This is a genomic window from Bradyrhizobium sp. HKCCYLS1011 (assembly GCF_051167795.1).
GTDB lineage: Bacteria > Pseudomonadota > Alphaproteobacteria > Rhizobiales > Xanthobacteraceae > Bradyrhizobium.
In genome coordinates, this window is record NZ_JBNPTT010000002.1 from 932,159 (window position 1) to 956,393 (window position 24,235).

Consider the following 24,235-nt stretch of genomic DNA (forward strand, 5'->3'; position numbering starts at 1 on the left):
GTACTGGGGTCAAGCTGACCGGACGGAAACGCTGATACTCACGATTGTCGCCTGCACGGTGTCGTCAAAGCTGCGGCAGGCACGATCGATCACCTGCGAACGTTCGAGACGCCGGCGAGGGCCGACACGAATGCCTAAGAGCCGGCCCAATATCTGTCGGAACCGATGTCCGAACCGGGCCCGACAGGCAGCCGGAGAAGGGAAGCCCGTGATGGACCATGATGGACGGCAATTGTGGTCACGACGGCATGCGTCTTTGGGGTCATCACCGGATCTTCGCCCGTTCCCGGATTGACGGGATACGCCGGATAGTCCGCGCCCGCGATGGAGAGACGCAGCCGCTCGCCCTTCTTGAGCGTCGCGCACGTAGTGGCCAACTTCAGCTGATATCGACCGGCCCTCGCTTTGCGATAGTGCGCATATCCGCTGGAAATCTGGAAGACTCTGTCATCTGAGGTCACGACCGAAAGAATACATGAAAGATCAAAGCTGGGGCGATCACAGCTCACGTCGAGTTCGACCGCGGGTTCGCCGACGATCTCTATCGAAGTCTCGAGGGCCTGCGTCGTGAAGGTGAGCACGTCGCCGCGTTCATCGGTAAACCGGCGGTCGACCGGCCCGGTCGGAACGCCATAGTAGCCGCCAGTGGTCGGTGCGGGCCGCCAGGGATCGTGCACGATATGCTCGACATGGTCGTCCGGGCTCTGCCGAGGGCTAAGGGAGCCATCCTGAGGGTCCATCGATGTCCGCCCCGTGCCGCCCAGAAACAGAGCTTGCGTGTTATTCGGCAGGTCCTGGTACCGTCGCCATGTTTTCAGCCCCATGTCGAACAGTTCGATCCTTTGATGTTCCGCCTCGCTCGGCGCGCCCTTGAGGACGCGGTCAAAGAACCGGATGTGATCGATGTCCACGTTGCGCTGCGCCTCGGGACCGAAATCGACCGAGCCCACCTTTCGCGTCCAGGGGAAGTGGATCCAGGGTCCGACAATCAGTCTGGTGTCCTCGCTGCTGGTTGCGAGAGCCCGGAAGGACTCGACTGTTGCCGGCAGGAAAGGGTCGAACCAGCCACCGACGAACAGCATCGGCAGATGGCGGGCACGAATGGCGTCGACATGTGTCACGGGCGATATGCGGTCCCAATACGGTGAATCGACCGGGGTTTCGAGCCAGTCCATGACGTGTGAATAGTGCCGGTACGTCTGCAATAGCTGTGGCATCGCCGCGACCGGGCCATTGAATGGCAGGTAGCTGCCGGCGGCCTGAAGGACACTGAACGCCTCGTCATCGCCTGCGCGTCGTGCGGCCTCGGCCGTGATCTGAATGCCCCAGCCGATCATGTGCTTCATCTGCAGGGCGCCGTTCTCGTAGGCCCAGTGCGCGGGATTCCAAGGGCCCATGGCCGGCGCGAGCGCCTTCAGCGACGGGCAGTCGCCCGCGGCCGCAAGCAGTTGGTCGTAGGCTTGATAGGAAAAGCCGTACATCCCGACGTCGCCGTTTGCGCCATCGAGACGCGCCGCCCATTCAACGCTCTCGGCGCCGTCCTCGATTTCGGTTTCGCCGGGCCTGAATGTCCCCTCCGACGTGCCGCGTCCCCTGACGTCCTGGACCACGACGATGTAGCCGTGTGAGGCGTACCAGGCAGGATGTGCGTAGCAGATGCTGCAGGCGATGCGTCTGCTGTAGGCCTGCCGCTGCAGCAGAACCGGGTAGGGTCCTGGCGCGGCCGGGCGATAGACGTCCGCATCGAGCCGCGTGCCGTCCTTCAACGTCAAGGTCTCGATCTCGGGCGGAAGCACGGGTAGTTGGAGAGATTTTGCTGACATCTGCTCGGACTTCGTCGAAGTGAATTCGTGTATGCGAGCGGTTCGAATCGCCCGCCTGCCGCAGACTCAATCCTTGGTCGGTGGCGCCGGGTCCGCTGTCGCCCTGATGCGAGAGAGCGGATAGTTGTCGACCTCGGAGATCAGCTTGATCAGGCGACTGGCCGCGCGGTCGATCGCTTGTTGGCCACGCTTGTCATCTGCGAGGGCTGCATTGCCGCATGCGCCCTTGGGATTGATGTCCTGCATTTGCCAACCAAATCCAACTGCATGGCTCTCCGGCATCAGGATTTCGCATTCTGTCTCCAGGGTCTGAGACAGCGACCGAAAATCCTCGGCAAGGGTCATGTCGACCAGACCGGGATGAAGATAGAGCATCGCGCTGGTCTCGATTTCCCCAGCATGGATTCCATGCTTGCGCTCGGTCGCGGTGAAAAGGTCGGACATGTCCGTGAAGCGCGACCACTGCGAGGAGACGGCGAGCATTCCAAGCCTGATGCGGAGCTCGCGGCAGACGATCTCCATGACTTGCGGCTGCCCTCCGTGCGAATTGACGAAGACAACCTTGCGGACCCCAGCTCTGTGAACGCTTTCGCAGACCTCGTACCAAAGGCGCCCGAGAGTTTCCGCCGACAGCGTCAACGTCCCCGGGAACGCGGAATGCTCATTCGATTTTCCGATAGACATTGTTGGCAGGATGAGCGCCGGAAAGTCGTCGGCCATCCGTGCAACTGCATGCTGCATGATGCCCTCGACGATGGCGGTGTCAACGCGGACGGGCAGATGTGGTCCGTGTTGCTCGACGGCGCCGACCGGCAGAACAGCGACGATCCTCTCCACGTCGAGGCGACGGAAATCCTCGGCAGAAAGGTCCCACCACCAGTGCGATTTCAGCTTCATCTCAGCGCTTTTCCGTTTTAGCGAGCAGGATGCGCGTGGCATTTTCGCAGCATCGGGCCACGACTTTTCGGGCCACCTCACTGTCAGATATCCACTCAGGTATGAAAAGTGCTTAATTTAGCCTGTTGTGTTGCCCTTTCGGCAACGCGATGTGGCCCGCAGATGGCTGCCATCATCACGCTGCGCGTCCACCGCTGGCCGCCTTTTACTCGGCAACGTCCCTGATCATGGCCTTCAGCATCTCCGCCAACACGCTCGCGATAGCGCTGGTCCCGCGAACATGGCCGATCAGCATCAGCGCCTGAGTGTCGTGGGCGAGCTCTCGAATGGTCACATAGGTCAGCCGCCCGGCACGCCGTTCGGACTCGACGTCGAACGGCGTCAAGAAAGTGATGCCGTCGTTCAAAATGACTGCGTGCCGCATGATCTCGATCGAGTTCGTCTCGATCGCCGGCTGCAGGTCGATCGCGACGCGGGCGAAAGCCGTATCCAGATACGGCCGGATCGCACTGGTGCTGTCGGCGATGACCAGCGGGTAGTCGGTGCAATCGCTGAGGCGGATGCTGGTTCGCTTGGCCAGCGGGTGATTGGGCGCCATGACTGCGCCGAGCCGACCGACGCCTCGGGCCAGGACTTTCAGGCTGCTGTCCTTGCCGAAGTCGAATCCGATGCCGAGATCCGCTTCACCATTGGCAACAGCGAGCTGGATCTCCGCTCCCGTATTGAACAGCGTCAGATTGAGCTTGACCCTCGGATTGGCAGCTCGAAACTCCTTGACGGTACTGGGGACGAGGTTCGAGGCGAGGCCGCTCATCATCGCCACTGTGATCTCGCCCCGACGCAGGCCTTTCAATTCCTCGATCTTGATCTGTGTCCGGGTCAGCTCCTTGAGCGTCTGACGAACATGTCCGATCAGCACTTCGCCGGCGGCGGTGAGGATCAGCTTCTTGGGAAGGCGCTGGAAGATGGGCGTTCCCAGCTGGGTTTCGAGTGCCAGAATTTGGCGACTAATCGCCGACGCTGCGACATTCAGACGGTCCGCTGCCTTGCGTATCGAGCCCGTACGGGCGACCTCATCGACATAGTTCAGCAGCCGGCTGTGAAGCATCCTTGCCCCCCAATGAATTGCGAAGGATGGCGTTTCGTTGCCAAAAAGGCAACGGGTCTGTCGAATTAAAGCGCTTTGAAGTGACGTTGGGGCATGCGACATGCATGATGACGACACGCGCACTGTCGAAGGGAATTCATCATATGTCGTTCAGCGTTGCCGAACTCACGCGTGCGAAGGCCTTTCGCATTTCGCCGAAGGACACCAACTATTTCGCGGTCCTGTTCGATCAGGTGACGGACCGGATCGGCAACATCTTCGTCATCGAGATTTTCCAACCTGGTGGGGCGACGCCGCCCAACGAGCATGCTTCCGCGCACGAGTTTTTTCACGTGTTGCACGGGGTTGGCGTTGCGCGCTGCGACGGCAAGGTCCTGCCGATCAAGAAAGGGGACTCGCTCTTGTTGCATCCCGGCTCCGAGCACGTCATCGAGAATACGGGACCAGGCAAGCTCTACACGCTTACCGTGATGACACCCAACGAGGGCTTTTCCGAATTGATCCGCGGCGGCGAACCGGTGGAGCTCGACGCCGAGGATATCCGCGTTCTGCAAGGGCTCTGATCCATGGACGCGGTATCGACCGATCCTGCCATCAACGACGAAGGCTTGCTGCCGCTCGGATCGACCGGATCAAATAGCTGGATGGTTTCCGACGATCGCGCGAATCTGGTGCGGCAAGTGGTCCTGCCACGACCGATCACGGTCAAGGCGCAGGGCAAGCTGATCACGTTCGACCTTGCCCGCACTGCGCTCGTCGTCGTCGACATGCAGAACGACTTCTGCCACTCCGAAGGTTGGCTGGCGCACATCGGCGTCGATATCGCGCCGGCACGCCGTCCGATCGCGCCGTTGCGCCGGTTGATTCCGATGCTGCGCGGCTCTTCGGTGCCGATCATCTGGCTCAATTGGGGCAATCGGCCCGACCGCCTCAACCTCAGCCCGTCGCTGCTGCATGTCTACAAACCGAGCGGCGTTGGCATTGGTCTGGGTGACGCGCTGCCGGGCTCGGGGGCAAAGGTGCTGGAGCGGGGCAGTTGGTCGGCGGCCATTGTCGATGAGCTTCCGGTCGCGCCAACCGACGTCCATGTCGCGAAGTACCGGATGTCCGGATTCCAGGACACCGAGCTCGACAGCATTCTTCGCAATCTCGGCGTGACCACGCTGCTGTTCGCGGGCGTGAACGCCGATCAGTGCGTGCTCTGCACGTTGCAGGATGCGAATTTCCGAGGCTACGATTGCGTGCTTCTGGAGGACTGTGCCGCCACGACGTCGCCCGACTACTGCATGGCCGCAACGATCTACAATGTTAACCAGTGCTTTGGCTTCGTGGTCAGATCCGAGGTCATTGCGTCTGAGCTCGCCCAGCGTCCATCCAGGAGTGACCGATCGTGAGCGATGTCGCAGTCGATGCGCTGGACCGGCTTATGGCCGATCTCGGCGACATTCCGGTCGTCACCGAACAGAAGGCCCTGCGCCGGAGGTCGCGCGATTTCTTCTGGTATAGCCCTATCCTGAACGCACAACTCGATGGCAAGTCGGCCGATCTGATCGCATTGCCCCGCAACGAGGACGATGTAATTCGGATTGCATCCGTCTGCGCGCGCCACCGGGTGCCGGTTACTGTGCGTGGAGGAGGGACCGGCAATTACGGGCAGGCTGTGCCGCTCGAAGGCGGCGTGCTGCTCGATATCTCGGGGCTCGAGACCATCGAATGGATCAAGCCCGGCGCTGTCCGGGTCGGCGCGGGCGCGAAGATGAACGCGATCGATGCCGCTGCGCAGGCGCAGGGGTGGGAGTTGCGGTTGCATCCATCGACCAAGCGCATGGCGACGATCGGCGGCTTTGTTGCGGGCGGGTCGGGCGGGATCGGGTCCGTGACCTATGGCGGCTTGCGGGAGCCGGGCAACATTCTGGCAGCGCGGATCGTGACCCTCGAGGAGGAGCCGCGCGTGATTGAATTGCGCGGCGACGCGGCGCAGAAGGTCAATCGCGCCTATGGCACCACCGGGATCATCACGGCGCTGGAAATGCCGCTGGCGCCGGCGTGGAACTGGATCGACGTCGTGGTCGCCTTTGACGATTTCATCGAAGCTGCGGCGTTCGGTTACGAGGCTGCTCTCGCCGATGGGATCGTGAAGAAGGTTCTCTCGCCCGTCACCTGGCCGTTGCCCTCCTATTTTGGCGCGCTGAAGCCGCATTGTCCCGAGGGTAAGAGCGTGCTGATGGCGATGATCGCCGCGCCGTCTCTTGAGAGTTTCAAGTCGCTACTCGGTGGCCGCGGCACGATCACGCTGGAGACGCCGACCGATGACAGCCCGAGCCGGGTCCCGCTCTATGAATATTGCTGGAATCACACCACGCTGCAGGTCTTGAAGAGCGATCGCTCCGTGACCTACCTGCAATGTCTCTACCCTCATGACCGTGTGCTGGAAAAGGTCGCCGAGATGCGCGAGCTGTTTCCGGATGAGGTCCTGCAGCACCTCGAATTCATTCGCTTTGGCGGCCGGGTCACGTGCAGCAGCTTGCCGGTGATCCGCTACACCGATGCGGACCGCCTGAACGAGATCATCCGTCTGCACGAGGAGCGCGGTGTCTTCATCGCCAATCCACACGTCTTCACCATTGAGGACGGCAGCCGCTACAAGCGCGCCGATGCGGACCAACTCGGCTTCAAGCATGAGGTCGATCCGCACGGCCTGCTCAATCCCGGCAAGATGCGGAGCTTTGTCAGCGCGAGGGGATGAGCGATGCGCGTACTTTACGTGTATTGCCATCCGCTCGCCGACAGCTTCCATGCGGCCATTCGAGCCGAGGCGCTCGCCGGGCTCGCGCGGGCTGGCCACACGGTGGATCTGCTCGATCTCTATGCCGAGGGGTTTGATCCCGTCCTGAACGCGGAGCGCCGCCGCGACTACCACGATCCCGTGCGCAACCGGCTCAACAACGAGGCCTATGCCGCGCGCCTGATGGCGGCGAACGCGCTGATCGTGCAGTTTCCGACCTGGTCGTTCGGACCCCCGGCGATGCTCAAAGGCTGGTTCGACCGCATGTTCGGCCCGGGCATCGCGCTCGATCTCTCAGATCCAGGTCATGCGAAACCGATGCTGCAACACATCGAACGCATTACGGGCATTGCGACCTATGGCCGGCCGCGCTGGCAGGCGATCGGCATGGCCGATCCGCCGCGCAAGATCATCAAGCGCTATCTGCCCTGGTTCACCGGCGGCAAGGCGCGCGTGCGCTATTACGCGCTTTACCACATGAACGTCGCGACCGCGGAGAAGCGCAGGCGCTTTCTTGCAAAGGTGGCGCGGGACATGAGCCGGTTCTAGCCGCGTCTCGCGAAGCGCATCACGCCGCGCGCGTGGACGCGATTGACCATGCGGCCTACTACTAACGAACAGATCAGCTACGTGTTCGACGCCGCCGGCGAATGTTGTCGTGCATCAGCAATGTTGGTGCAGCATGTCGGCAAATATTCGCGCGTGATCTGAAAGGCAACGCATTGCTCGAATCAAAATGCTTCTAGGCGACAGCTTGCCTGTGCATCTTGAGTACGGGCGAGGACGCAGTCGTCGGGGGACGCTCCTTGTAAAATGCTCGAGCCACAGCCGTAGCGACGAAGCCGTCGCTGCGAACGGTTGCGAGCGCCCGCTTGTCAAACCAGGGGCACACTCAATGTTCGATCTTCGACGATTCCTGACTGCGGCGGCTCTGTCGCTGATTGCTCTGAATGCAGATGGCTTTGCCCGCGCAGACGACCTGGCGGTCAAGTCCGTCAAGAAGACGCCCGATCTTCCGTTCTTTCTCGTGGTCGATGACCGCCTGACATATGCGTGGATGCCAAAGGCGACTGATCCTGGTCTTTTCAGCGTTCGACCGAACGGAAGCGTCAACGGTACCACGGCGAAGCAAGTCTACGCTTTCACGCATTTCGACGTCTGGGCGTATGGTACCAATTTCCTCTCGGTCTCCATGTTGAAGTCGGATCATAACGATCCGGCCAATCCGTGCCTTACCAACTCGTCCGGCGCCATCGTGAGCAGCGTATCCGGCTTGCCGGCCAGTTGCGCCGGGATGACTGAAATTTACGGTCTGTTTCGTTCGACCTTCGGGTGGAACGAGATATTCAACACCAAGGCGTTCGCGATCGGGCCGCTCCACAACATTTCATTTGATGTCGGCATGGACGCGAACACGGAAAACAGCTTCCTGGCGAACTCCAAACGCGCCGTCGTGGCCGGTCTGCAGTTTGCCTTTGACCTGCCTTACAAGGGCTACGTCAACGTCGCGCCGCTTGCTTACTGGGAATATTCCAGCCGCAACGCCTTCGCACAATGCGGCCTCTTTGGAGCCGGCATTCCTTATCCCGCCGCCGGCGCCACCTGTCTCGCCGACGGCGAGCGGAGTTTCAATCCCACCTGGTCGGTGGAGGCGAATTACTACATGGATCTAGGCTTCCTGCCGGAGAACATGCAGTTTTGGTCGATCAGCGGCCGAGCCGCCTGGCAGGGACCAAAAGGTTACGAGAAGAATCCGGTCGTCAGCACGCCCACTGTGGTGACATTGAACTCGGAGCCCATTCGCCTGACATTCGACGCGAGCAAGGCACTCTGGGGACCGCGCTACGCCCACCTGGTCGATCTCTGGGTTGCGTACCGCTACTGGCAGAACAAGTTCGGCCTCGATCACAATCGCAGCTCAAGCTGTCTTTTCAAAGGAAGCAGCAACAATAGCTGTACGGAGGAGACGGTTTATGCCGGCGTCACCATGAAGTTCTGACGAACTCCGTGCCGGTGACGACTTGGTCACCGGCACGAGGCCCTTCGCCCTCGCAGCCCACCTTGTGCCTATCTCTGGCAGCCAGTTGCCCATGAAATCAGCATCGCTGAGCGGGTAACAAGATGCGCAGGGCTACTCGGTCCTGTCCTGCCAAGCCCATGTTCGGCTCTGCTTAATGGACCGAGGCCTGCGAAGGGGATGGGTCGATGGAGCGCGACCGATCTCGTCGGCCGAGGCCACCTGCACACGAAAGCGGCGTTGCTCGAAAGGCAACGGATTGCTCGAATTAAAATGCTTTGAGGTGACAGTCTGCTTAGGCATCCTAAAAGCTCGGAAGTCTCTCAGCACACTGCTCGCCGGTCGAGGCCGGCGAGATGCAGAAGGGCACAAGTATGGCCGTGAAAACTCTGTCCAGAATGATCGCAGCCGGTCTGTTGGCGAGCGCAGCATTGGCCGCCGCCTTTACGCCGGCGCGGGCTGCCGACAAGGTAACGTTCCTGACGAGCTGGTTCGCGCAAGCTGAACATGGCGGGTTCTACCAGGCCAAGGCGACCGGGCTGTACGAGAAGGCCGGCCTGGATGTCACGATCAAGATGGGCGGCCCGCAGGTGAACGGCTCACAGCTTCTGCTGGCAGGCGATACCGATTTCATGATGGGCTACGACATCCAGGTTCTCAAGGGACGCGAGCAGAACCTGCCGCTTGTGACAGTCGCTTCCTCGTTCCAGTTCGACCTGCAGGGCATCATGGCCCATGACGACGTCGCCGATCTCGGCGCGCTCAAGGGGCGGCCGATCCTGATTGCCGGATCGGCGCGCACGACATTCTGGCCCTGGCTGCGTACCAAATACGGCTATACCGACGACCAGATCCGCCCCTATACCTTCAATCTGCAGCCCTTCTTCGCCGACAAGACGGTGGCCCAGCAGGCCTATCCGTCGTCCGAGCCGTATCAAGCCGAGCAGCAGCATGAGAAGGTCAAGTTCTTCCTGCTCGCTGATGGCGGCTACCCGCCTTATGGCTCAACAATCGTCACGACCGAGAAGATGATCGCTGAAAAACCCGGCGTGGTGGAGCGGTTCGTCAAGGCCTCGCTGGAAGGCTGGTACGACTACATGAAGGATCCCGCGCCCGGAAATGCGCTTATCAAGGCCGACAATCCGAAGATGACGGACGGGCAGCTCGCGTTCGCGGTCGAGCGAATGAAGGAGATGAAGGCAATCGACCGTGGCGACGCTGCAACGCTCGGTGTCGGCATCATCACGGCCGATCGTTACAGGCAGATCTACGATTTCCTGGTCGCCGGCGGCCTGCTCGATCCGAAGGTGGATTGGCAGAAGTCGTTCGACGACCGGTTCGTCAGGAACCTGAAGATCGGTCTGAAGTAGGGGAAGCTGAGATGACGGCGCTGTTGCCCGTTGAGCCGCTCGAGGAGAGGGCAAAGCAGACCACGACTGCTGATGACCGGCCGCCGGCGGTCGAGGTCCTGTCTGCCGAGAAGGTTTTTGCCAACGGTGCGCGCGGCCTGGCGCCGATCGACCTTGCCATAGTCGAGGGCGAATTCCTGACCCTGATCGGGCCATCCGGTTGCGGCAAGAGCACCTTGCTCAAGCTGATCGCCAATCTCATCGAACCCTCCGATGGCCGGCTGTTGTGGTGGCGTGGCGATTTCACGCAAGTGGGGCAGGAGGGCCGGCGCCTCGCATTCGTGTTTCAGGAGCCGACCTTGATGCCGTGGGCGCGGGTCGAGGCCAACGTCCGCTTGCCGCTCGAGTTCGCCAACATGCCGCGAGCCATCGCGGATCCGAAGGTTGCCGATGCCATTGCGCGCGTCGGTCTCTCTGCATTCAACCGGCATTTTCCAAGGCAGCTCTCCGGCGGCATGAAGATGCGCGTCTCCATCGCACGTGCCCTCGTCACGAACCCAAATCTCCTGTTGATGGACGAGCCGTTCGGCGCGCTCGACGAGTTCACGCGCAACAGGCTCGACGATGATCTCGTCACTCTGTCGTGGGAACGCAAGCTGACCACGGTGTTCGTCACCCATTCGATCTACGAGGCTGTGTTCCTCTCGACCCGGATCATCGTCATGGCTGCCAACCCGGGGCGCATCTTCCGCGTCATGACCATCGATCATCCGCAGCCACGCGATCAGGGATTTCGCGATAGTCCTCAATTTTCAGCCTATTGCCGCGAATTGTCGACGTGGCTCACCGAGGCGTCCCTGCAATCGGCCGGGGGAGGGCAAAAGTGAAGCCGCTGTTCGAATCCGAGACGTTCGTGTGTATCGCAGCCCCGCTTGCGGTCGGGGTCGTGCTGTTCGCGGTTTGGGAGATCGGTTTTCGGCTGGCTGCCGTTCCCGTCTATCTATTTCCGAAGCCGAGCGACGTTTTTAACAGCTTCCTGCAACATGGCCCCTCGCTGCTCCGTGCGCTGCTTGTGACCTTGCGCGTGACCTTGCAGGCATTCGTGGCGGCCGTCATTCTCGGCACGCTGATCGCCTTCATGTTCGTGCAGAGCCGGGCGATCGAAGTCAGCCTGTTTCCCTACGCTGTGCTCCTGCAGGTGACTCCGGTGGTGGCGATCGCACCGCTCATCATCATCCTGGTCAAGAACACCCAGCTGTCGCTGACCATCTGTGCCACGCTGGTGGCGCTGTTTCCGATCATCTCGAACACGACGCTCGGCCTGCGCAGCGTGGACCCCGGACTTGCGAGCTTCTTTCGGATGAATCGCGCCAGCCGTTTCAAGACGCTGGTCAAGCTGCGCATTCCCGGCGCACTGCCCTATTTCTTCGGCGGTTTGCGGATATCGAGCGGCCTCGCGCTGATAGGGGCCGTGGTCGCGGAGTTCGTAGCAGGCACCGGCGGTCGTTCGTCGGGGCTCGCCTACGAAATCCTGGATGCGGGGTTCTCCCTCGATATTCCCCGGATGTTTGCTGCGCTGTTCCTGATCACGTTGACCGGCGTGTTGTTGTTCGCGGCCATGGTCGCGCTGTCGCAACTGGCTCTGGCGAATTGGCACGACAGTGAGACCAGGACCGAGACATGACCGCGATGCTGATCGACAATGCTGCAGGCATCTTCACCGGCCTGCCCGGCGCCGCAATGCGCACCACTGGCCAGATTCGCATCCGTGACGGTGTGATCGTTGCAATCGGCGCGCTCGCGCCGGAGGCGGGCGAGGAACGGCTCGATGCGCGGGGCGGCGTGGTCTATCCCGGTCTGGTCTCGACGCATCATCATCTGTTCCAGAGCGTCTTGAAGGGCGTACGCTCCGGGATCGACCTGCCGCTGGCCGGCTGGCTGCGCGCGGTGCCCTATCGGTTCTGGTCGAAATTCGACGAGGAGGCGCTCGCGGTCGCGGCCCGGATCGGACTCGTGGAACTGCTGCTGTCGGGCACGACGACGGTCGCCGACCATCATTATCTCTTCAGCGACACCTTCCGGTTCGACCCGGCTCAGGTCATCTTCGATGTCGCGCGCAGTCTCGGCATTCGCCTGGTGTTTTGCCGCGGTGGCGGCACCACGGCGCGCCACGTCGATACCGGCAAATTTGCAGCGATGCCGGTTGAAACGCTCGATCGCATGTTACAGTCGGTGGAGGCGTGCGCGCAGCGTTTCCACGATTCGTCGCCGAATAGCCTGTCGCGGGTTGCGCTGGCGCCGACCACGCCGACCTGGTCGCTCGATCCCGGCGAACTGCGCGAAGTGATCGCGGCAGCGCGGCGCATGGGGGTGCGGCTGCACAGCCATCTGTCGGAAACGGCCGACTATGTCGAGTTCTGCATGTCCGTCCACGGCAAGCGTCCGGTACATTGGCTGGCCGATCACGACTGGCTGGGCGAGGACGTATGGTTCGCGCATCTGGTGCATCTCGACGAGGAGGAGGTGCGGATCCTGGCGAGCACCGGCACCGGAATGGCGCATTGTCCGCAATCCAACTGCCGCCTCGGCTCAGGCGTCGCGCCCGCCGATGCGATGGCGCGCCTCGGAGGTGCGGTCTCGCTCGGCGTCGACGGAGCCGCCTCCAATGAAGCGGCCGACATGCTCTGCGAGATGCACAGCGCCTGGCACACCCATCGGGCAGTGAAGGGTGCGGGCGCCGTGACGGCGGAGGACATCGTGCACTGGGCAACCGCGGGCGGTGCCCGTGTGCTCGGCATGCCCCATGTTGGCACGCTGGCGCCGGGGCAGCAGGCCGATATCGCCATCTTCAATCTTGATGAACCCCGTCATTTCGGCATGCACGATCCTCTGGTTGCGCCGGTGACCTGCGGCGGCTCGCCCAAACTCCGCTATCTCCTGATCGGCGGCCGTATCGTCGTCGAGGATGGCGGTATCCCTGGGCTCGATCTGCAAAAGCTCAAAACCGATGCCGCGCGCGTCATCACGCGCCTGGCCGCATAGGCTCAGGGAGGACAAGTCATGTTGAGCACGAAGCAGCCCGTGCTGCGCCGGTTCTGGTATGCGCTGATGCCGGTCGATCATCTCAAGGATGGTCCGAAGCCTTTCACCCTGCTGGGCGAGCCGATCGTGCTGTTCCTCGATGCCAAGAGCGAGCCCGCCGCGCTGGAAGATCGCTGCTGCCACCGCACCGCAAGGCTGTCGAAGGGTTGGTGCAACAACGGCAACATCGTCTGTGGCTATCATGGCTGGGAATACGATCGCGACGGCAAGCTGGTGATGATCCCGCAGTTTCCGTTCGAGCAGCCTGTCCCGGAGGCGAAGGCGCGCTCGTTCCGTGCCAAGGCCCGTTATGGCTATGTCTGGGTGGCCCTCGATGAGCCCCTGAGCGACATCCCCTCGATCCCCGAGGACGATATGCCGGGCTATCGCCGCATCAATCAGTTCTATGACAAATGGAACACGGCGGCGTTGCGGCTGATGGAAAATTCTTTCGACAATGCCCACTTCGCCTTCGTTCACAAGGGGACTTTCGGCGATATCAATCAGCCCAAGCCGGAGAAGTATGAGATCGTCGAGTCTGATGCCGGCTTCGATGCCGAGACCATCATCACGGTTCGAAACCCGCCCGATGCCTATAGGATCACCGGCACGAAGGAGCCGATGACCAGACGTCATCAACGCAACAAATGGTTCATGCCGTTCTGCCGTCGTCTCGACATGGAATATCCGTCAGGTATCCGTCACATCATCTTCAACTGCGCGACGCCGATCTCGGATGGACAGATCCAGGTTGTTCAGCTGCTGTTCCGCAACGACACCGAGGCCGACTGCTCGACGCAGGAGCTGATCGACTGGGATGCCGCGATCATCGCCGAAGATCGCGACATGCTGGAATCGACTGATCCCGACGCCATCGTCGATATGGGCCGCAAGATCGAGATGCATATGCCGTCCGACCGCCCCGGCATGATCATGCGCAAGCGCTTGCTCGAGCTCTTTCGGCAGCATGGCGAAGAAGAGCAGCGGTGCTAGAGATCTTCCGGCCAATCCGCCACCAGCAGCGATCCGGTCGATGATTCCGTCACGATCAGCCGTTTGCCGGCCTCATCGAGGGCGACATTGGTGCAGGTGGGACCGGCGCAGGACCTGATGCGCGCGATGCATTCGCCGTTCGGCGCCAGCACGAAGACATGGCCGAGCGAGGCGTGCGCGACGTACAGACGCCCCTTGCTGTCGCGCGCCAGGCCGTCCGGCCCGCTGGTGCCGAAGAAGGAGGCGAAGCGTCCGACCTTGGCGACGCTGCCGTCGCGCATCAAGGGGACGCGCCAGATGCTGTTGTCGCGCGTCATCGCAACGAACAGCACGGTGCCATGGGGATCGAGCACGAGACCGTTCGGACTCGGCCCGTTCGCGATCAGCCTATCCAGCCGGCCATCCGGGCTCAGCCGGAACACCCGGCCGGTCGGATCGTGCAATCCGGTCTGGCCCTGATCGGTGAAGAAGATCTCGCCGGCCAGTCCGATGTGAAGATCGTTGCAGCCCTTGAAGGACTCCGAATTGCGGTGGCCGAGAAGGGCACGGATCGTCCCACGTGCCGGATCCAGCTCCATCAGCCCGTTCATGTAGTCTGCGACCAGGATGCGACCGCCGGCGGTGATCTTGAGGCCGTTCGGCCAGCCTTCATATTCGATGACCAGCGACCACGTCCCGTTGGGCGCCACTTTGAAGATGCGGCCGAAGGGAATGTCGACCAGATAGAGATGCCCGTCCCGATCGAAGGCAGGCCCCTCGATGAAGCTGTCCACCGGGTGTCCGCCCTTGTTTGCATCGGCCCAAGCCGAGCGGACGCCGCTCCTACGGAACTCCGCAGGCATGGTGGAGAACAGGCGCGTCTCGATCAAGCGAGGAGGTGCATCGAGATACATCATGATCAGGTTACATCGAGGCTGCGGTGGGGCTCGCCCTCATATTTGTAGCCGAACTGCTTTGGCATCGGCCCCTTGTTGCGATCCTTGCGCCCGGTCTGCTCCCAGGCATGGGCGAGAATGCCAACCGCCCGCGACAGGCAGAAGATGCCGCGGGCGAGCGGCGGTGCGAAGCCGAGTTCGCCATAGATGACGGCGGTGGCGCCGTCGATATTCATTGGGATCAGCCTGCCCTTGCGCGCCTGCATCACCCGCTCGATCGCGCGCGCGGCTGCGGCGTAGCGGCCGCTGACGGCACTGTCTGACACGGCCTGATCGACCAGCCCCAGCAAGGGAGCGGCGCGCGGATCGACGGGATGAAAGCGATGGCCGAAGCCCGGCAGATATTTGCCGTGCGTCGTCGTGAAATGGTCGATGGCTTCAGCAGCTGCTGCGTCGATCTCCAGCGCTTTGGCGCGTAGTAGCACATCGTCGTAGAGCGCCACCGCCTGCTCGCCGGCGCCACCATGGACATCGTCGAGCGTATTGATCGCCGACGCCATGGCGCCGTTGAGCGGCAGCCCGCAACTGACCGCCATCTGCGCGATGGCGATCGAGGGCGCATGAGGGCCATGATCGACGGAGGCGACGAGGGCTGCCTGCAAAAGACGTTCCTGGGCGGCCGTCGGCAGATCTCCGCGCAGCATCAGCCAGATCATAGCGGGAAACGAGATGCGGCCGATCAGCTCCTCGATCGGGTAGCCGCGATAGGCGATGCGGCCCGGCGCGATGTCGCAGATCGATGTCCGCCACCAGCGCGCGGCCTGCGCCAGCACATCCTGCTCCGTCATGGTCGTTTCCTTTCTTGCCGCGGGCCCTCGCGCAGCGATGCGGCTTTCGCGCGACTGCTCATGTCTCCGCGCCGCCCCGCGGCGCCCGCAGTCCCGACCAGTAAGCGTCGCCATGATTGGGCGTGCCGGCCGCACCGCTTGCGACGAGGTCCTCGATGTCCGCATAGGAATAGCCGAGCCGCGCCAGCCATCGTTCGGTATCGGCGCCGAGCACCGGCGGTTGGGACGGGGCCGGGTAGTCCTCATCAAGGCGAAAGCCCGGCCGCGTCACCCGCAACGGCTGCGCAGCCCCCGGCTCCGCCGGCAAGGTCTCAACGAAGTGGCGGTCACGCAGCTGCTTCTCTTGCAGCACCTCGGCAACGCTGAGCACGCGCCCGGCCGGCACGCCGGCGTCGTTCAGTGCCGCCTCCCACTCTTCGGCGGAGCGCGACTGCAGACTCTCGTTCAATTCGTGATTGAGCGCGTTCCGATTGAGCTTGCGCAGGTCACGGCGCGAAAAGCGCGGATCTGTCTTGAGATCGGGCCGACCGATAATGTCGCACAGCGCGTGATATTGCTTATGCTCATTGGCGGCGATGTTCAAAGGCCCGGTCGCGGTCCGGAACGTGCCAGACGGAGCGGCGGTGAAGTTCTGGTTGCCCATCGGCTGCGGTTCGACGCCTGCATTCAGATGATTGGAGACCACCCAGCCCATCGCGGCCAGGGTCGCCTCGAGCAGGGATACGTCAATGAAGCGGCCGCGGCCGGTCTGGCGCTGCTCGACCAGCGCCGATGAGATCGCGAACCCCGCGGTCAGGCCGGCGATGGTATCGGAGATCGGAAACCCCGTACGCAAGGGCGCCGATTGCGCATCGCCGGTGACGCTCATCGCGCCCGACAGGCCCTGCACGATCTGGTCGTAGGCCGGGCGGCCCGCCCATGGCCCGCTTTGGCCGAAGCCTGAGATCGCGCAATAGACCAGGCGCGGATTGCGCGCGCTCAGCACCTCGAAGCCGAGGCCCAGCCGCTTCATGACGTCGGGGCGGAAGTTTTCCAGCAGTACGTCGGCTTGATCCACCATGCGCAGGAATACATCACGTCCGGCCTCCGACTTGAGATCGAGCGCGACCGACTGCTTGCCGGCATTGACGGCGACGAACGACAGTCCCTGCAGACGCTCGGCGCGCTCGGCATCCGCGCCCAGTCGCCGCGCCAGATCGCCGCCTTTCGGGTTCTCGATCTTGATCACCTCGGCGCCGAGGCGCGCGAGGTGATAGCCGCAGAACGGACCCGCAAGCACGTTCGACAGATCGAGGACACGGACGCCGTTGAGCGGCAGGGACATGACGAACTTCCTTCTCGCGCGGCGCCCGCGTATGGCGTGACGCGCCGGTCGATTACTTCAGCTGCTTCGCCGCGTGTTCGACGAAGCGATTAGTGAAGGTCTTGGTGAGATCGATCTTGGCGGCGGCGATCTTGGGGTCGTAATCGCTCAGCACTGCGAGCGGCACCTTGGCGGCTTCGATATCCATCAGGCCGGTTTGCGAGAACAGGGCCTTGGAGGCGTTCAGGATTTCTATGTTGACGTCGCGATTGTCGGTCTTGTAGCCGGTCGGGATCGCATCGACCAGCTGTTCAGTCGGCACCGAATGGATCCAGCGATGGGTCTTGAGCATCGCATTGACCATGCGTTGCGTGGTTTCCGGATTCTTGTCGATGAACGCCTGGGGCAGATAGAGGCAGGCGCTGGGATAGGCGCCGCCGAACGCCTGCCTGGAGCCTTCGACTGTGCGTGCATCGAATAGCGGCCTGGCGGCATTCTTGCGCGCCAGCAGGGTCGCCGTGGGATCGAAATAGACCAGCGCATCGATGGTCTTGGCTTCGAGCGCCACCATGCCGGGAGCACCGCTGCCGACCGCGATGATGCTGACATCGCGCGGCGTCAACCCGGACTTCTTGAGGTAGAAGCGCGCCATCGTATCGGTCGACGAGCCGGGCGTGGTGATTCCGAGCTTGAGGCCCTTGAGATCGGCGCCGGACTTGACCTGGTCGGCGAGATCCTTGCGGACGCCGAGCAGCACGCCGGGCGTCTCGTTGAGCAGGAAGACGCAGGTGATCTCCTTGCCCTGGGCCTGCATCTGGATCGTGTGGTCATAGAAGCCGACCGTACCGTCGACCGAGCCGCCGATCAGCGCCTGCAGGGCCTTGGAGCCGCCCGCCTGGAAATTCTCGACGGTGACGTCGAGCCCTTCCTCCTTGAACATGCCGAGCTTCACGCCGAGCTCGAGCGGCATGTAGTTGAGAATCTGTGAGCCGACCGCAAGCTTCAGCTTGGGCTTCTCGGGCTCGGCGGCATGGGCAGTGGCGCCCGATAGGACGACGGCCAGCATTGCGGCAAACAGGCGAGTTGCGACGCGCATCTTTTTATCCTCCCCGGTATCGATCAGGCTTCGTGAACATGGGCCGGCCGCCAGACCAAGAGGCGCTTCTCGATCCGGTCGACGATGGCGTCGAGCGCGACCACGAAGGCCGACAGCACGACGATTCCGGCGAACACGCCGGTGGCATCGAGCACGCCTTCGGCCTGCGCGATCAGGTGGCCCAGTCCGGCGGACGAGCCGAGATATTCGGCCACCACCGCGCCCATCACGGCCATGCCGACCGAGACGCGCAGGCTCGACAAGATCCAGGTGGTGGCCGAGGGCAGATAGACGTGGCGCAACAGCGAGGCACGCGATGCCCGCAGCAGCCGGGCATTGGCGAGCACGACCGGATTGACTTCGCGGATGCCCTGGAAGGTGTTGAAGAAGGCGACGAACAGCACCAAGGTCACGCCAAGCGCGACCTTGGAGGTCAGGCCGAGACCGAACCAGATCACGAAAATCGGCCCGAGCAGGATGCGCGGGATCGCGTTGAACATCTTGATGAAGGGCTGAACCACGTCGGCGGCAAACGGGCTTAAGCCCAGCCAGATGCCGAGCACCGTGCCGATGCCGATTCCGGCGATGAAGGACAGCACGGTTTCCGCCAGCGTGGTGGCGACATCCGTCCAGAAATCCTGGCTGCCTGCCCATTCGGCGATCCGCGCGGCGAGCGCCGACGGAGCCGGGAAGAAGAAGGAATCGATCAGGCCGGCGCGGACGCCTGCCTCCCACAAGCAGATCACGCCGAGCACGATCGCGAGCTGGGTGAGGAGGATCTTAAGCCTGCGTGGCATAGCTCTTCTCCACTTCGGCTCCGAGCAGCGACCAGATCTCGCGATAGAGCGCCATGAATTCGTCGGTGGTCTGCAGCGCCGACACGTCGCGCGGCCGCGGCAGCGAGATCCTGACGTCACCGACCATGCGGCTGCCGGGGCCGGCCGACATCACGACCACCCGGTCCGCCAGCGTGATGGCCTCGTCGAGATCGTGGGTGATGAAGATCAGCGAGCGCCGGTCGGCTTGCCAGAGGTCAAGCAGGATGCGGTGCATCAGACGGCGGGTGTGGACGTCGAGTGCCGAGAACGGCTCGTCCATCAGCACGATCCGCGGCTCCATGATCAGGGTCTGGGCCATCGCGACACGCTTGCGCTGGCCACCCGAGAGCTGATGCGGGTAGCGCTTCTCGAAACCCTTGAGCCCGACCTTGGCGAGCCAGACGCGTGCCTTCTCGCGCGCGTCCGTGATCGGCTTGCCCTGAAAGACGAGGCCGAGCCCGACATTGTCCTCGGCGGTCTTCCACGGCAGCAGGCCGTCCTGCTGCAGCATGTAGCCAGACTGCTCGTTAAGTCCCGCGAGCGCCTTGCCAAAAATGCGGACATCGCCGGCTGAGGGCCGCAGCAATCCGGTGACCGTGTTGAGAATGGTGGACTTGCCACAGCCGGTCGGTCCAACGACCGCAACGAACTCGGTCTCGCCGACCGCGAGATCCATGCTCCGCACAGCAACGAAGTCGCCGAAGCGGATCATCACATTGCTGAGGTCCACCGCCAGCGGGGGCCGCTCATCCATTTGTTTCATCCCGCAGAACTTATTCTGATACGTGCAACTCAATGGCAGCAGCGATCAGGCGAGTCAAGCGGGTTCTGTGCAATAGAATTGGCATTCATCGTTTTTGATGGACTATCGGCGCCATTTTCAATATTTGTTCTGTACAGCAGAACTCATGGGGAAGCGGGCTTGGCCAAGACGGGTGTCGATGCGGTGGCGCGCGCGCTGGCGATCCTGAAGGCGTTCAATTCGGATCGTGCAGCGATGTCGTTGACCGAAATTGCGGACGCGACCGATCTCTACAAGAGCACGGTGCTGCGGTTGGCTGCGACGCTCGAGGCCGAGGGATTCCTGGTGCGAGGCGCCGATCGTCTGTTCCGCCCCGGACAGGAGCTGTGGCGGCTCGGTGCGCTGTATCAGCGCAGCCTCGATCTCGGCGATGTGGTCAGGCCATGCTTGCGCCGCCTGGTCGATGCGACCGGCGAGACCGCCTCGTTCTACATCGCCGACGGCAACGAACGCATCTGCCTCTATCGGCTCAACTCTCCACGGTCGGTGCGGCACCATCTCGAGGAGGGCCAGCGGCTGCCGATCGACCGCGGCGCCGCAGGACGCGTTCTCGTCGCTTTCGGCAATGGCGACGACCCCGACAGCCGAGCCATCCGCGCCAGGGGCTTTCATCTGTCTGCAGGCGAACGCGACCCCGAGGTCGCCGCTGCAGCTGTGCCGGTCATCGATGTGCACGGCAAGCTCCGCGGCGCGCTGTCGGTGTCCTCGATCCGCACCCGCTTCGACGAGCAGGCGATCCGGGTTGCGATCGAAGCCCTGATGGCCGAAGCGAAAGCGTTGAGCGGATTTCTTCCTCCCGCCGAGGGTTAGAGCGCGCCAGCGCCGCGCGCCGCCTTCGCTCATCTTCCAACCTCTCAACCGCCGCTCGTGCACCGACATGCGCGACCAGGCCGCGCACACACAAAGATGACAAATCGGCGAAGGTCGCAGTCACAACGTGACACTGTGTCACCATTTCGCGGATGCCATCGTTCCCATCGGAGAATTCCATCCCTACAACCCGTCGTCGATCCGATGTTGCGCCATTGCGCACGATCCGGGCCACCTGGCCGGATGAGTTGAACGGAGAGGAAGGCCGTGACGGAGCGGGTTTTTGCGAGACATGACCGGGCCCTGGAAGCGGTTCGTGCGCTCGCCTTCGATGTTCAGGGCACATGCGTGGATTTCTACCAGCCGATCCTGCGCTTGGGTCATGCCCTGAACCAGGCCAAGGGCCTCGATATCGATTGGGCAGCCCTGTCCTCTGAATGGCGCGATCTCTACCGCCAAGCGCTCGATCACGTCATCGCGCGGCGCCGACCATGGCTGCGTGTGGACCGCATTTATCGCGAAGCTCTGGATACGCTGCTGGAGCGCCAGGGGCTGTCGGCAGTCTTCACGCCGGCCGAGCGAGATGAGCTCAATCAAATCTGGACTCGGCTTGATCCCTGGCCGGACAGTGTCGAAGGACTGACGCGACTGCGGCGGCGCTTCGTCACAGCCACCCTTTCCAATGCGGGCATGGCCGCGGTGGTCGCGGTGGTCAAGCATGCCGGCCTGCCCTTTGACGCCGTGCTGACGGCTGAGCTTGCACACAGTTACAAGCCGGCTCCTGCGGTTTACCAGCTCGCAGTCGATTACCTCGGTTATCAGCCTGGGGAGATCTTGATGGTCGCATGCCACAAATACGATCTGAAAGCCGCGCGCGCATTCGGGATGCGCACGGCCTTCGTGGCGCGCGAATTGGAGTTCGGCCCGGGCGGGACCGTTGATACCGCATCGGAGACCTGGTTCGATATCTACACGGACAGCTTTGTCGCTCTCGCCAGCGCATTGGGAGCCTAGCAACTGGCCTGGTTCTCTGTGTGGTCCACGCAAAACGTTGCATCTCAATCCCATACGAGCTTTATTCCGAGTGCGCGCCATATCAGGCGCTTTTCCCTCGATCTCTGGTCTGGCGGCGCGACTTCGCAGCCCCGCGGCGCGATCAGCGTCCGAGCTTTGCCAGATGGACGCCCTTCAATGAGGAGGGCGCAGGGAAGGCCGGGTGCAGGCCGCACCCATGGCCCGCCTGCAACAAGAAAAGCAGGCGGCAGTCACCACAGGATTGGCCGAACATCCGGCCTTCCCTGCGCGATGGTCTTAACGGCTGCTCCGTGCTCTCCCAGGGGACCGGGCTTTCTTGCCCCCTCCGCGCGAGGCGAGGCCTCGTCGCTTTCGCGATCACGCGCCTTCAAGGCGCGTTGCGCGGGACACCAGCGTCGGGGTGCCGAGACCACACGGCTTGACCGTCCGCGACCAGGTCGTTCGTCCGCACGCGAAACGCGCACTGCGACCCGATGCGGCCACCGCATCCCACGCTCCACGGTCCGTGACGATCGCGAAACGCCCCTCCAGTGAGCGCGAGACGGCGAGGATGATCGTTCTGATTTGCCCGACGCTGCAAGCCGCACACCCTGCGACAGAGTGGCACGACGGGCAGTTTGGGCATAGGTGGGATGCGGAGGGCGATGTCGAGCCGAGGTCGTTTAAGCTGATCTTGGTCGTACGTCCGCCTGCTAAGGCGAACGTACTTTAGGCCGACGCAATGTTTAGCTTCACGAAGGAAATACGATTCCGTTTCTTCGCGTCGCGAAAGCTCCGCTTGGAGAATCAATTCCTCGCCTGTGAAATTAAATTCCAGATCGGTATCTTCAGTCGAGCTGAAATCCAAATCTGTCCGATGGTGTATACGTGCTCGCCTAGCGATCAGATGCTCCGGTCACGATCGTAGTCCGTGCGAATTTCGGTCTTCTGGGGCATGTCCGATGCTCGTTCAGGAAAGAGCGCGCCAGCGGTGGGCTGAGATGAAGTCGCTTCGATGTGATTTGTTGCTCCGGCTACCAAATTCGCAGTGCTCGCAAAGTGAACCGGTCTAATTGGACCAGTTGGACCGGTTGTCTGCTGTGCGCGCGGATTCGGGCCGACGGGACCACTGAAGTTCATCCTTGTGAGGCCGTCGCGCCACCCCTGTTGCCATTCGGGCTTTAGAGCCTTTTCAAATCGTCGTATTTGAGCTTCGATGAACCTAAGCGTCTCACCTCGCTCGCTATCGCTCAGCTTGTCCTTTTCGACATCGGTGCGTTCATGTGTGAGATGCACGATTTGCTGACTGATCTTGCTTTCAAGCTTCTTCGGAATGAAGTTGCCGTTCACGGTATAACTTGAATCCGCAAAAGTTCTCGGATCGATAGCGCATTGCTTGTCGTTCGTGAAGAACTCAATCAGATTGCGTGCGTGAATGTGAAACGCCTCAATCTCCGCGTTGCGCTGAAGCTGCGAAGGCGATCCTGCCGATAAACGTTCGAAGAGTGCCCGCATCATACCTACTTCGTATGGGATGAAGTGGTTCAACATCTTGTAGGCCAATCCATCTCTGGCCGGATCAGCTTGGCGTATCCTTTCCTTTCCGCCCTTTCTTCTCTTATTTTTGGCCATTCTGACTTCTCCGTTCAATTTCGCTGAAGCTAGCCCTTAGCAAGGAGGACCCACGGCTGACGCCTCCTCAACCGCTGGAAATGATGCTTTGCTGCCGGTTGTGCAACTTATAGCACAGGGGTCCAGTCCAGCGCTGTTACCGAAATTCAGGCTACGGATTAGCTAATCGACTGATATCCGCCGTTTGATGTCTTGAATGACTGTGCGTTCCTCCGTGCCGAGAGTCCTGAATTTGACGGAGATCGTGACCGGCGGCTTGCGAGAAGCGGAAATGGCGAAACCCGATGGGATGCCTATCTCACAATCGTAGTCTTCCCCCGGATCAAGCGACTGATCAAGCCGGTATTCCCCTTGATCGCTCCCATTCGATCTTGGGCGAGGACACGCCGCCGATAATCGTCATCGGTACGTGCCAGGAAATTGCAAATTCTGCGCCTTTAGGTGCTCGAATGAATATCGAATGGAGTTGTACTTTGACCGACGAAACATTCTTCAGTGTAACCCTGAAGGCCCTCAACATTTCAGGGTCACTGAACGGCGCCAATGTGGGCGCCAGAAACGGCGGTCGCCCGCTTGACCACCAATCTGCTACCCGCCTTGCGAACCTGATCAGCGTGGAGAGTATGGTCCCACTCGTTGCCCACGAAATCATGTTCCAAAATCCTTGCAAGAATCGTCGGTGCTAATTTTAAATTGCATATAATGATAGAAAGCAACATTAGATTGTGTCACGACACGAAAGAAATTTTGGAGATCCCTTGCCGTGGAGCTGCTTGTCGAGACTTCCAAACCGTCGCGCGATGGACGGTCAATATCTCCCACGACTGCGCTCTTGTTGCTTGATCCAGTCCGACAATGTCCTGGGTGTTGATCCCCGCCCCTGACGCGATTGTTTCGAGGTTGCGGTTGACCTGCCCCTAAGAATTTCCTCCAGAAGGATTTAGAGTCCGCCCTGACGAAGGACGGACAGATGAAGCGGAAGCG

At 61.9% G+C, this 24,235-nt stretch carries 22 protein-coding genes; 12 read left to right on the plus strand and 10 right to left on the minus strand.

All coding sequences use genetic code 11. The features are described from left to right. Nucleotides 1-134: 134 nt before the first annotated feature. The 3 genes from ACQR1W_RS08875 to ACQR1W_RS08885 form a co-directional block, all read right to left on the minus strand. A complete protein-coding gene (locus ACQR1W_RS08875; protein ID WP_434850399.1) occupies nucleotides 135-1,772 on the minus strand; it encodes a CocE/NonD family hydrolase in 1,638 nt (545 codons plus the stop codon). Nucleotides 1,773-1,889: 117 nt separating this feature from the next. Beyond that, a complete protein-coding gene (locus ACQR1W_RS08880; RefSeq protein WP_434850400.1) occupies nucleotides 1,890-2,720 on the minus strand; it encodes a creatininase family protein in 831 nt (276 codons plus the stop codon). Between the two features lie 205 nt (nucleotides 2,721-2,925). Beyond that, nucleotides 2,926-3,930, minus strand: a complete 1,005-nt coding sequence (locus ACQR1W_RS08885) for a LysR family transcriptional regulator (protein WP_434850401.1) — start codon at nucleotides 3,928-3,930, stop codon at nucleotides 2,926-2,928. Nucleotides 3,931-3,935: 5 nt separating this feature from the next. On the opposite strand from ACQR1W_RS08885, the gene ACQR1W_RS08890 reads away from it, so the two are divergent. From ACQR1W_RS08890 to ACQR1W_RS08935, 10 genes are all read left to right on the plus strand, one after another. Then, complete coding sequence (locus ACQR1W_RS08890) at nucleotides 3,936-4,391, plus strand: cupin domain-containing protein (protein ID WP_434850402.1); 456 nt, start codon at nucleotides 3,936-3,938, stop codon at nucleotides 4,389-4,391. A gap of 3 nt (nucleotides 4,392-4,394) precedes the next feature. After that, nucleotides 4,395-5,222, plus strand: coding sequence for a cysteine hydrolase family protein (locus tag ACQR1W_RS08895; protein ID WP_434850403.1), 828 nt, complete (start codon nucleotides 4,395-4,397; stop codon nucleotides 5,220-5,222). Further along, nucleotides 5,219-6,574 carry an FAD-binding oxidoreductase gene (locus tag ACQR1W_RS08900; protein ID WP_434850404.1) on the plus strand — a complete coding sequence of 452 codons (1,356 nt, stop codon included), beginning with the start codon at nucleotides 5,219-5,221 and terminating at the stop codon, nucleotides 6,572-6,574. The genes ACQR1W_RS08895 and ACQR1W_RS08900 overlap by 4 nt, the downstream gene beginning before the upstream one ends. Nucleotides 6,575-6,577: 3 nt before the next feature. Continuing rightward, nucleotides 6,578-7,162: an NAD(P)H-dependent oxidoreductase gene (locus ACQR1W_RS08905; RefSeq protein WP_434850405.1), complete on the plus strand. Its 585-nt coding sequence runs from the start codon at nucleotides 6,578-6,580 to the stop codon at nucleotides 7,160-7,162. Between the two features lie 346 nt (nucleotides 7,163-7,508). After that, nucleotides 7,509-8,612 (plus strand): hypothetical protein, encoded by a 1,104-nt coding sequence (locus tag ACQR1W_RS08910; RefSeq protein WP_434850406.1) that lies wholly within the window; start codon nucleotides 7,509-7,511, stop codon nucleotides 8,610-8,612. A 392-nt stretch (nucleotides 8,613-9,004) separates the two neighbouring features. Further along, nucleotides 9,005-10,000, plus strand: a complete 996-nt coding sequence (locus ACQR1W_RS08915; protein WP_434850407.1) for an ABC transporter substrate-binding protein — start codon at nucleotides 9,005-9,007, stop codon at nucleotides 9,998-10,000. A gap of 11 nt (nucleotides 10,001-10,011) precedes the next feature. Further along, nucleotides 10,012-10,866, plus strand: coding sequence for an ABC transporter ATP-binding protein (locus ACQR1W_RS08920; RefSeq protein WP_434850408.1), 855 nt, complete (start codon nucleotides 10,012-10,014; stop codon nucleotides 10,864-10,866). Further along, complete coding sequence (locus tag ACQR1W_RS08925) at nucleotides 10,863-11,663, plus strand: ABC transporter permease (RefSeq protein ID WP_434850409.1); 801 nt, start codon at nucleotides 10,863-10,865, stop codon at nucleotides 11,661-11,663. The genes ACQR1W_RS08920 and ACQR1W_RS08925 overlap by 4 nt, the downstream gene beginning before the upstream one ends. Then, nucleotides 11,660-13,021 (plus strand): amidohydrolase family protein, encoded by a 1,362-nt coding sequence (locus ACQR1W_RS08930; protein ID WP_434850410.1) that lies wholly within the window; start codon nucleotides 11,660-11,662, stop codon nucleotides 13,019-13,021. The genes ACQR1W_RS08925 and ACQR1W_RS08930 overlap by 4 nt, the downstream gene beginning before the upstream one ends. Before the next feature lie 18 nt (nucleotides 13,022-13,039). After that, the gene (locus tag ACQR1W_RS08935; protein WP_434850411.1) at nucleotides 13,040-14,053 is read left to right on the plus strand and encodes a Rieske 2Fe-2S domain-containing protein; all 1,014 of its coding nucleotides are present in this window, start codon (nucleotides 13,040-13,042) and stop codon (nucleotides 14,051-14,053) included. On the opposite strand, the gene ACQR1W_RS08940 is transcribed toward ACQR1W_RS08935, so the two are convergent. Genes ACQR1W_RS08940 through ACQR1W_RS08965 form a run of 6 tightly spaced genes read right to left on the minus strand, consistent with a single transcriptional unit; the run spans nucleotide 14,050 to nucleotide 19,747 of the window. After that, a complete protein-coding gene (locus ACQR1W_RS08940) occupies nucleotides 14,050-14,949 on the minus strand; it encodes an SMP-30/gluconolactonase/LRE family protein (protein ID WP_434850412.1) in 900 nt (299 codons plus the stop codon). The two genes, ACQR1W_RS08935 and ACQR1W_RS08940, sit on opposite strands and share 4 nt — an antisense overlap. A 2-nt stretch (nucleotides 14,950-14,951) precedes the next feature. Next, nucleotides 14,952-15,776 (minus strand): citryl-CoA lyase, encoded by an 825-nt coding sequence (locus tag ACQR1W_RS08945; RefSeq protein WP_434850413.1) that lies wholly within the window; start codon nucleotides 15,774-15,776, stop codon nucleotides 14,952-14,954. Nucleotides 15,777-15,834: 58 nt separating this feature from the next. Next, complete coding sequence (locus tag ACQR1W_RS08950) at nucleotides 15,835-17,100, minus strand: CaiB/BaiF CoA transferase family protein (protein ID WP_434850414.1); 1,266 nt, start codon at nucleotides 17,098-17,100, stop codon at nucleotides 15,835-15,837. A 52-nt stretch (nucleotides 17,101-17,152) separates the two neighbouring features. Continuing rightward, nucleotides 17,153-18,175, minus strand: coding sequence for an ABC transporter substrate-binding protein (locus ACQR1W_RS08955; RefSeq protein WP_434850415.1), 1,023 nt, complete (start codon nucleotides 18,173-18,175; stop codon nucleotides 17,153-17,155). Nucleotides 18,176-18,198: 23 nt separating this feature from the next. Then, entirely contained in the window at nucleotides 18,199-18,972 is a 774-nt protein-coding gene (locus ACQR1W_RS08960) for an ABC transporter permease (protein WP_434850416.1), read from the minus strand. Then, entirely contained in the window at nucleotides 18,956-19,747 is a 792-nt protein-coding gene (locus tag ACQR1W_RS08965; RefSeq protein ID WP_434850417.1) for an ABC transporter ATP-binding protein, read from the minus strand. Before ACQR1W_RS08965 ends, ACQR1W_RS08960 begins: the two co-directional genes overlap by 17 nt. 168 nt (nucleotides 19,748-19,915) lie before the next feature. On the opposite strand from ACQR1W_RS08965, the gene ACQR1W_RS08970 reads away from it, so the two are divergent. Further along, nucleotides 19,916-20,605: an IclR family transcriptional regulator gene (locus tag ACQR1W_RS08970; protein ID WP_434850418.1), complete on the plus strand. Its 690-nt coding sequence runs from the start codon at nucleotides 19,916-19,918 to the stop codon at nucleotides 20,603-20,605. Between the two features lie 267 nt (nucleotides 20,606-20,872). Further along, nucleotides 20,873-21,619: a haloacid dehalogenase type II gene (locus ACQR1W_RS08975; protein ID WP_434850419.1), complete on the plus strand. Its 747-nt coding sequence runs from the start codon at nucleotides 20,873-20,875 to the stop codon at nucleotides 21,617-21,619. Between the two features lie 903 nt (nucleotides 21,620-22,522). Here ACQR1W_RS08975 and ACQR1W_RS08980 read toward each other — a convergent pair. Then, entirely contained in the window at nucleotides 22,523-23,251 is a 729-nt protein-coding gene (locus tag ACQR1W_RS08980; RefSeq protein ID WP_434850420.1) for a hypothetical protein, read from the minus strand. Between the last annotated feature and the right edge of the window lie 984 nt (nucleotides 23,252-24,235).

Coding starts and splice junctions, on each gene's coding strand:
- ACQR1W_RS08880 (WP_434850400.1), bottom strand. CDS start 2,720: ATGAAGCTGAAATCGCACTGGTGGTGGGACCTTTCTGCCGAGGATTTC.
- ACQR1W_RS08885 (WP_434850401.1), bottom strand. CDS start 3,930: ATGTCGCATGCCCCAACGTCACTTCAAAGCGCTTTAATTCGACAGACC.
- ACQR1W_RS08890 (WP_434850402.1), top strand. CDS start 3,936: ATGACGACACGCGCACTGTCGAAGGGAATTCATCATATGTCGTTCAGC.
- ACQR1W_RS08895 (WP_434850403.1), top strand. CDS start 4,395: ATGGACGCGGTATCGACCGATCCTGCCATCAACGACGAAGGCTTGCTG.
- ACQR1W_RS08905 (WP_434850405.1), top strand. CDS start 6,578: ATGCGCGTACTTTACGTGTATTGCCATCCGCTCGCCGACAGCTTCCAT.
- ACQR1W_RS08910 (WP_434850406.1), top strand. CDS start 7,509: ATGTTCGATCTTCGACGATTCCTGACTGCGGCGGCTCTGTCGCTGATT.
- ACQR1W_RS08915 (WP_434850407.1), top strand. CDS start 9,005: ATGGCCGTGAAAACTCTGTCCAGAATGATCGCAGCCGGTCTGTTGGCG.
- ACQR1W_RS08920 (WP_434850408.1), top strand. CDS start 10,012: ATGACGGCGCTGTTGCCCGTTGAGCCGCTCGAGGAGAGGGCAAAGCAG.
- ACQR1W_RS08930 (WP_434850410.1), top strand. CDS start 11,660: ATGACCGCGATGCTGATCGACAATGCTGCAGGCATCTTCACCGGCCTG.
- ACQR1W_RS08935 (WP_434850411.1), top strand. CDS start 13,040: ATGTTGAGCACGAAGCAGCCCGTGCTGCGCCGGTTCTGGTATGCGCTG.
- ACQR1W_RS08940 (WP_434850412.1), bottom strand. CDS start 14,949: ATGATGTATCTCGATGCACCTCCTCGCTTGATCGAGACGCGCCTGTTC.
- ACQR1W_RS08945 (WP_434850413.1), bottom strand. CDS start 15,776: ATGACGGAGCAGGATGTGCTGGCGCAGGCCGCGCGCTGGTGGCGGACA.
- ACQR1W_RS08950 (WP_434850414.1), bottom strand. CDS start 17,100: ATGTCCCTGCCGCTCAACGGCGTCCGTGTCCTCGATCTGTCGAACGTG.
- ACQR1W_RS08955 (WP_434850415.1), bottom strand. CDS start 18,175: ATGCGCGTCGCAACTCGCCTGTTTGCCGCAATGCTGGCCGTCGTCCTA.
- ACQR1W_RS08960 (WP_434850416.1), bottom strand. CDS start 18,972: ATGCCACGCAGGCTTAAGATCCTCCTCACCCAGCTCGCGATCGTGCTC.
- ACQR1W_RS08965 (WP_434850417.1), bottom strand. CDS start 19,747: ATGGATGAGCGGCCCCCGCTGGCGGTGGACCTCAGCAATGTGATGATC.
- ACQR1W_RS08980 (WP_434850420.1), bottom strand. CDS start 23,251: ATGGCCAAAAATAAGAGAAGAAAGGGCGGAAAGGAAAGGATACGCCAA.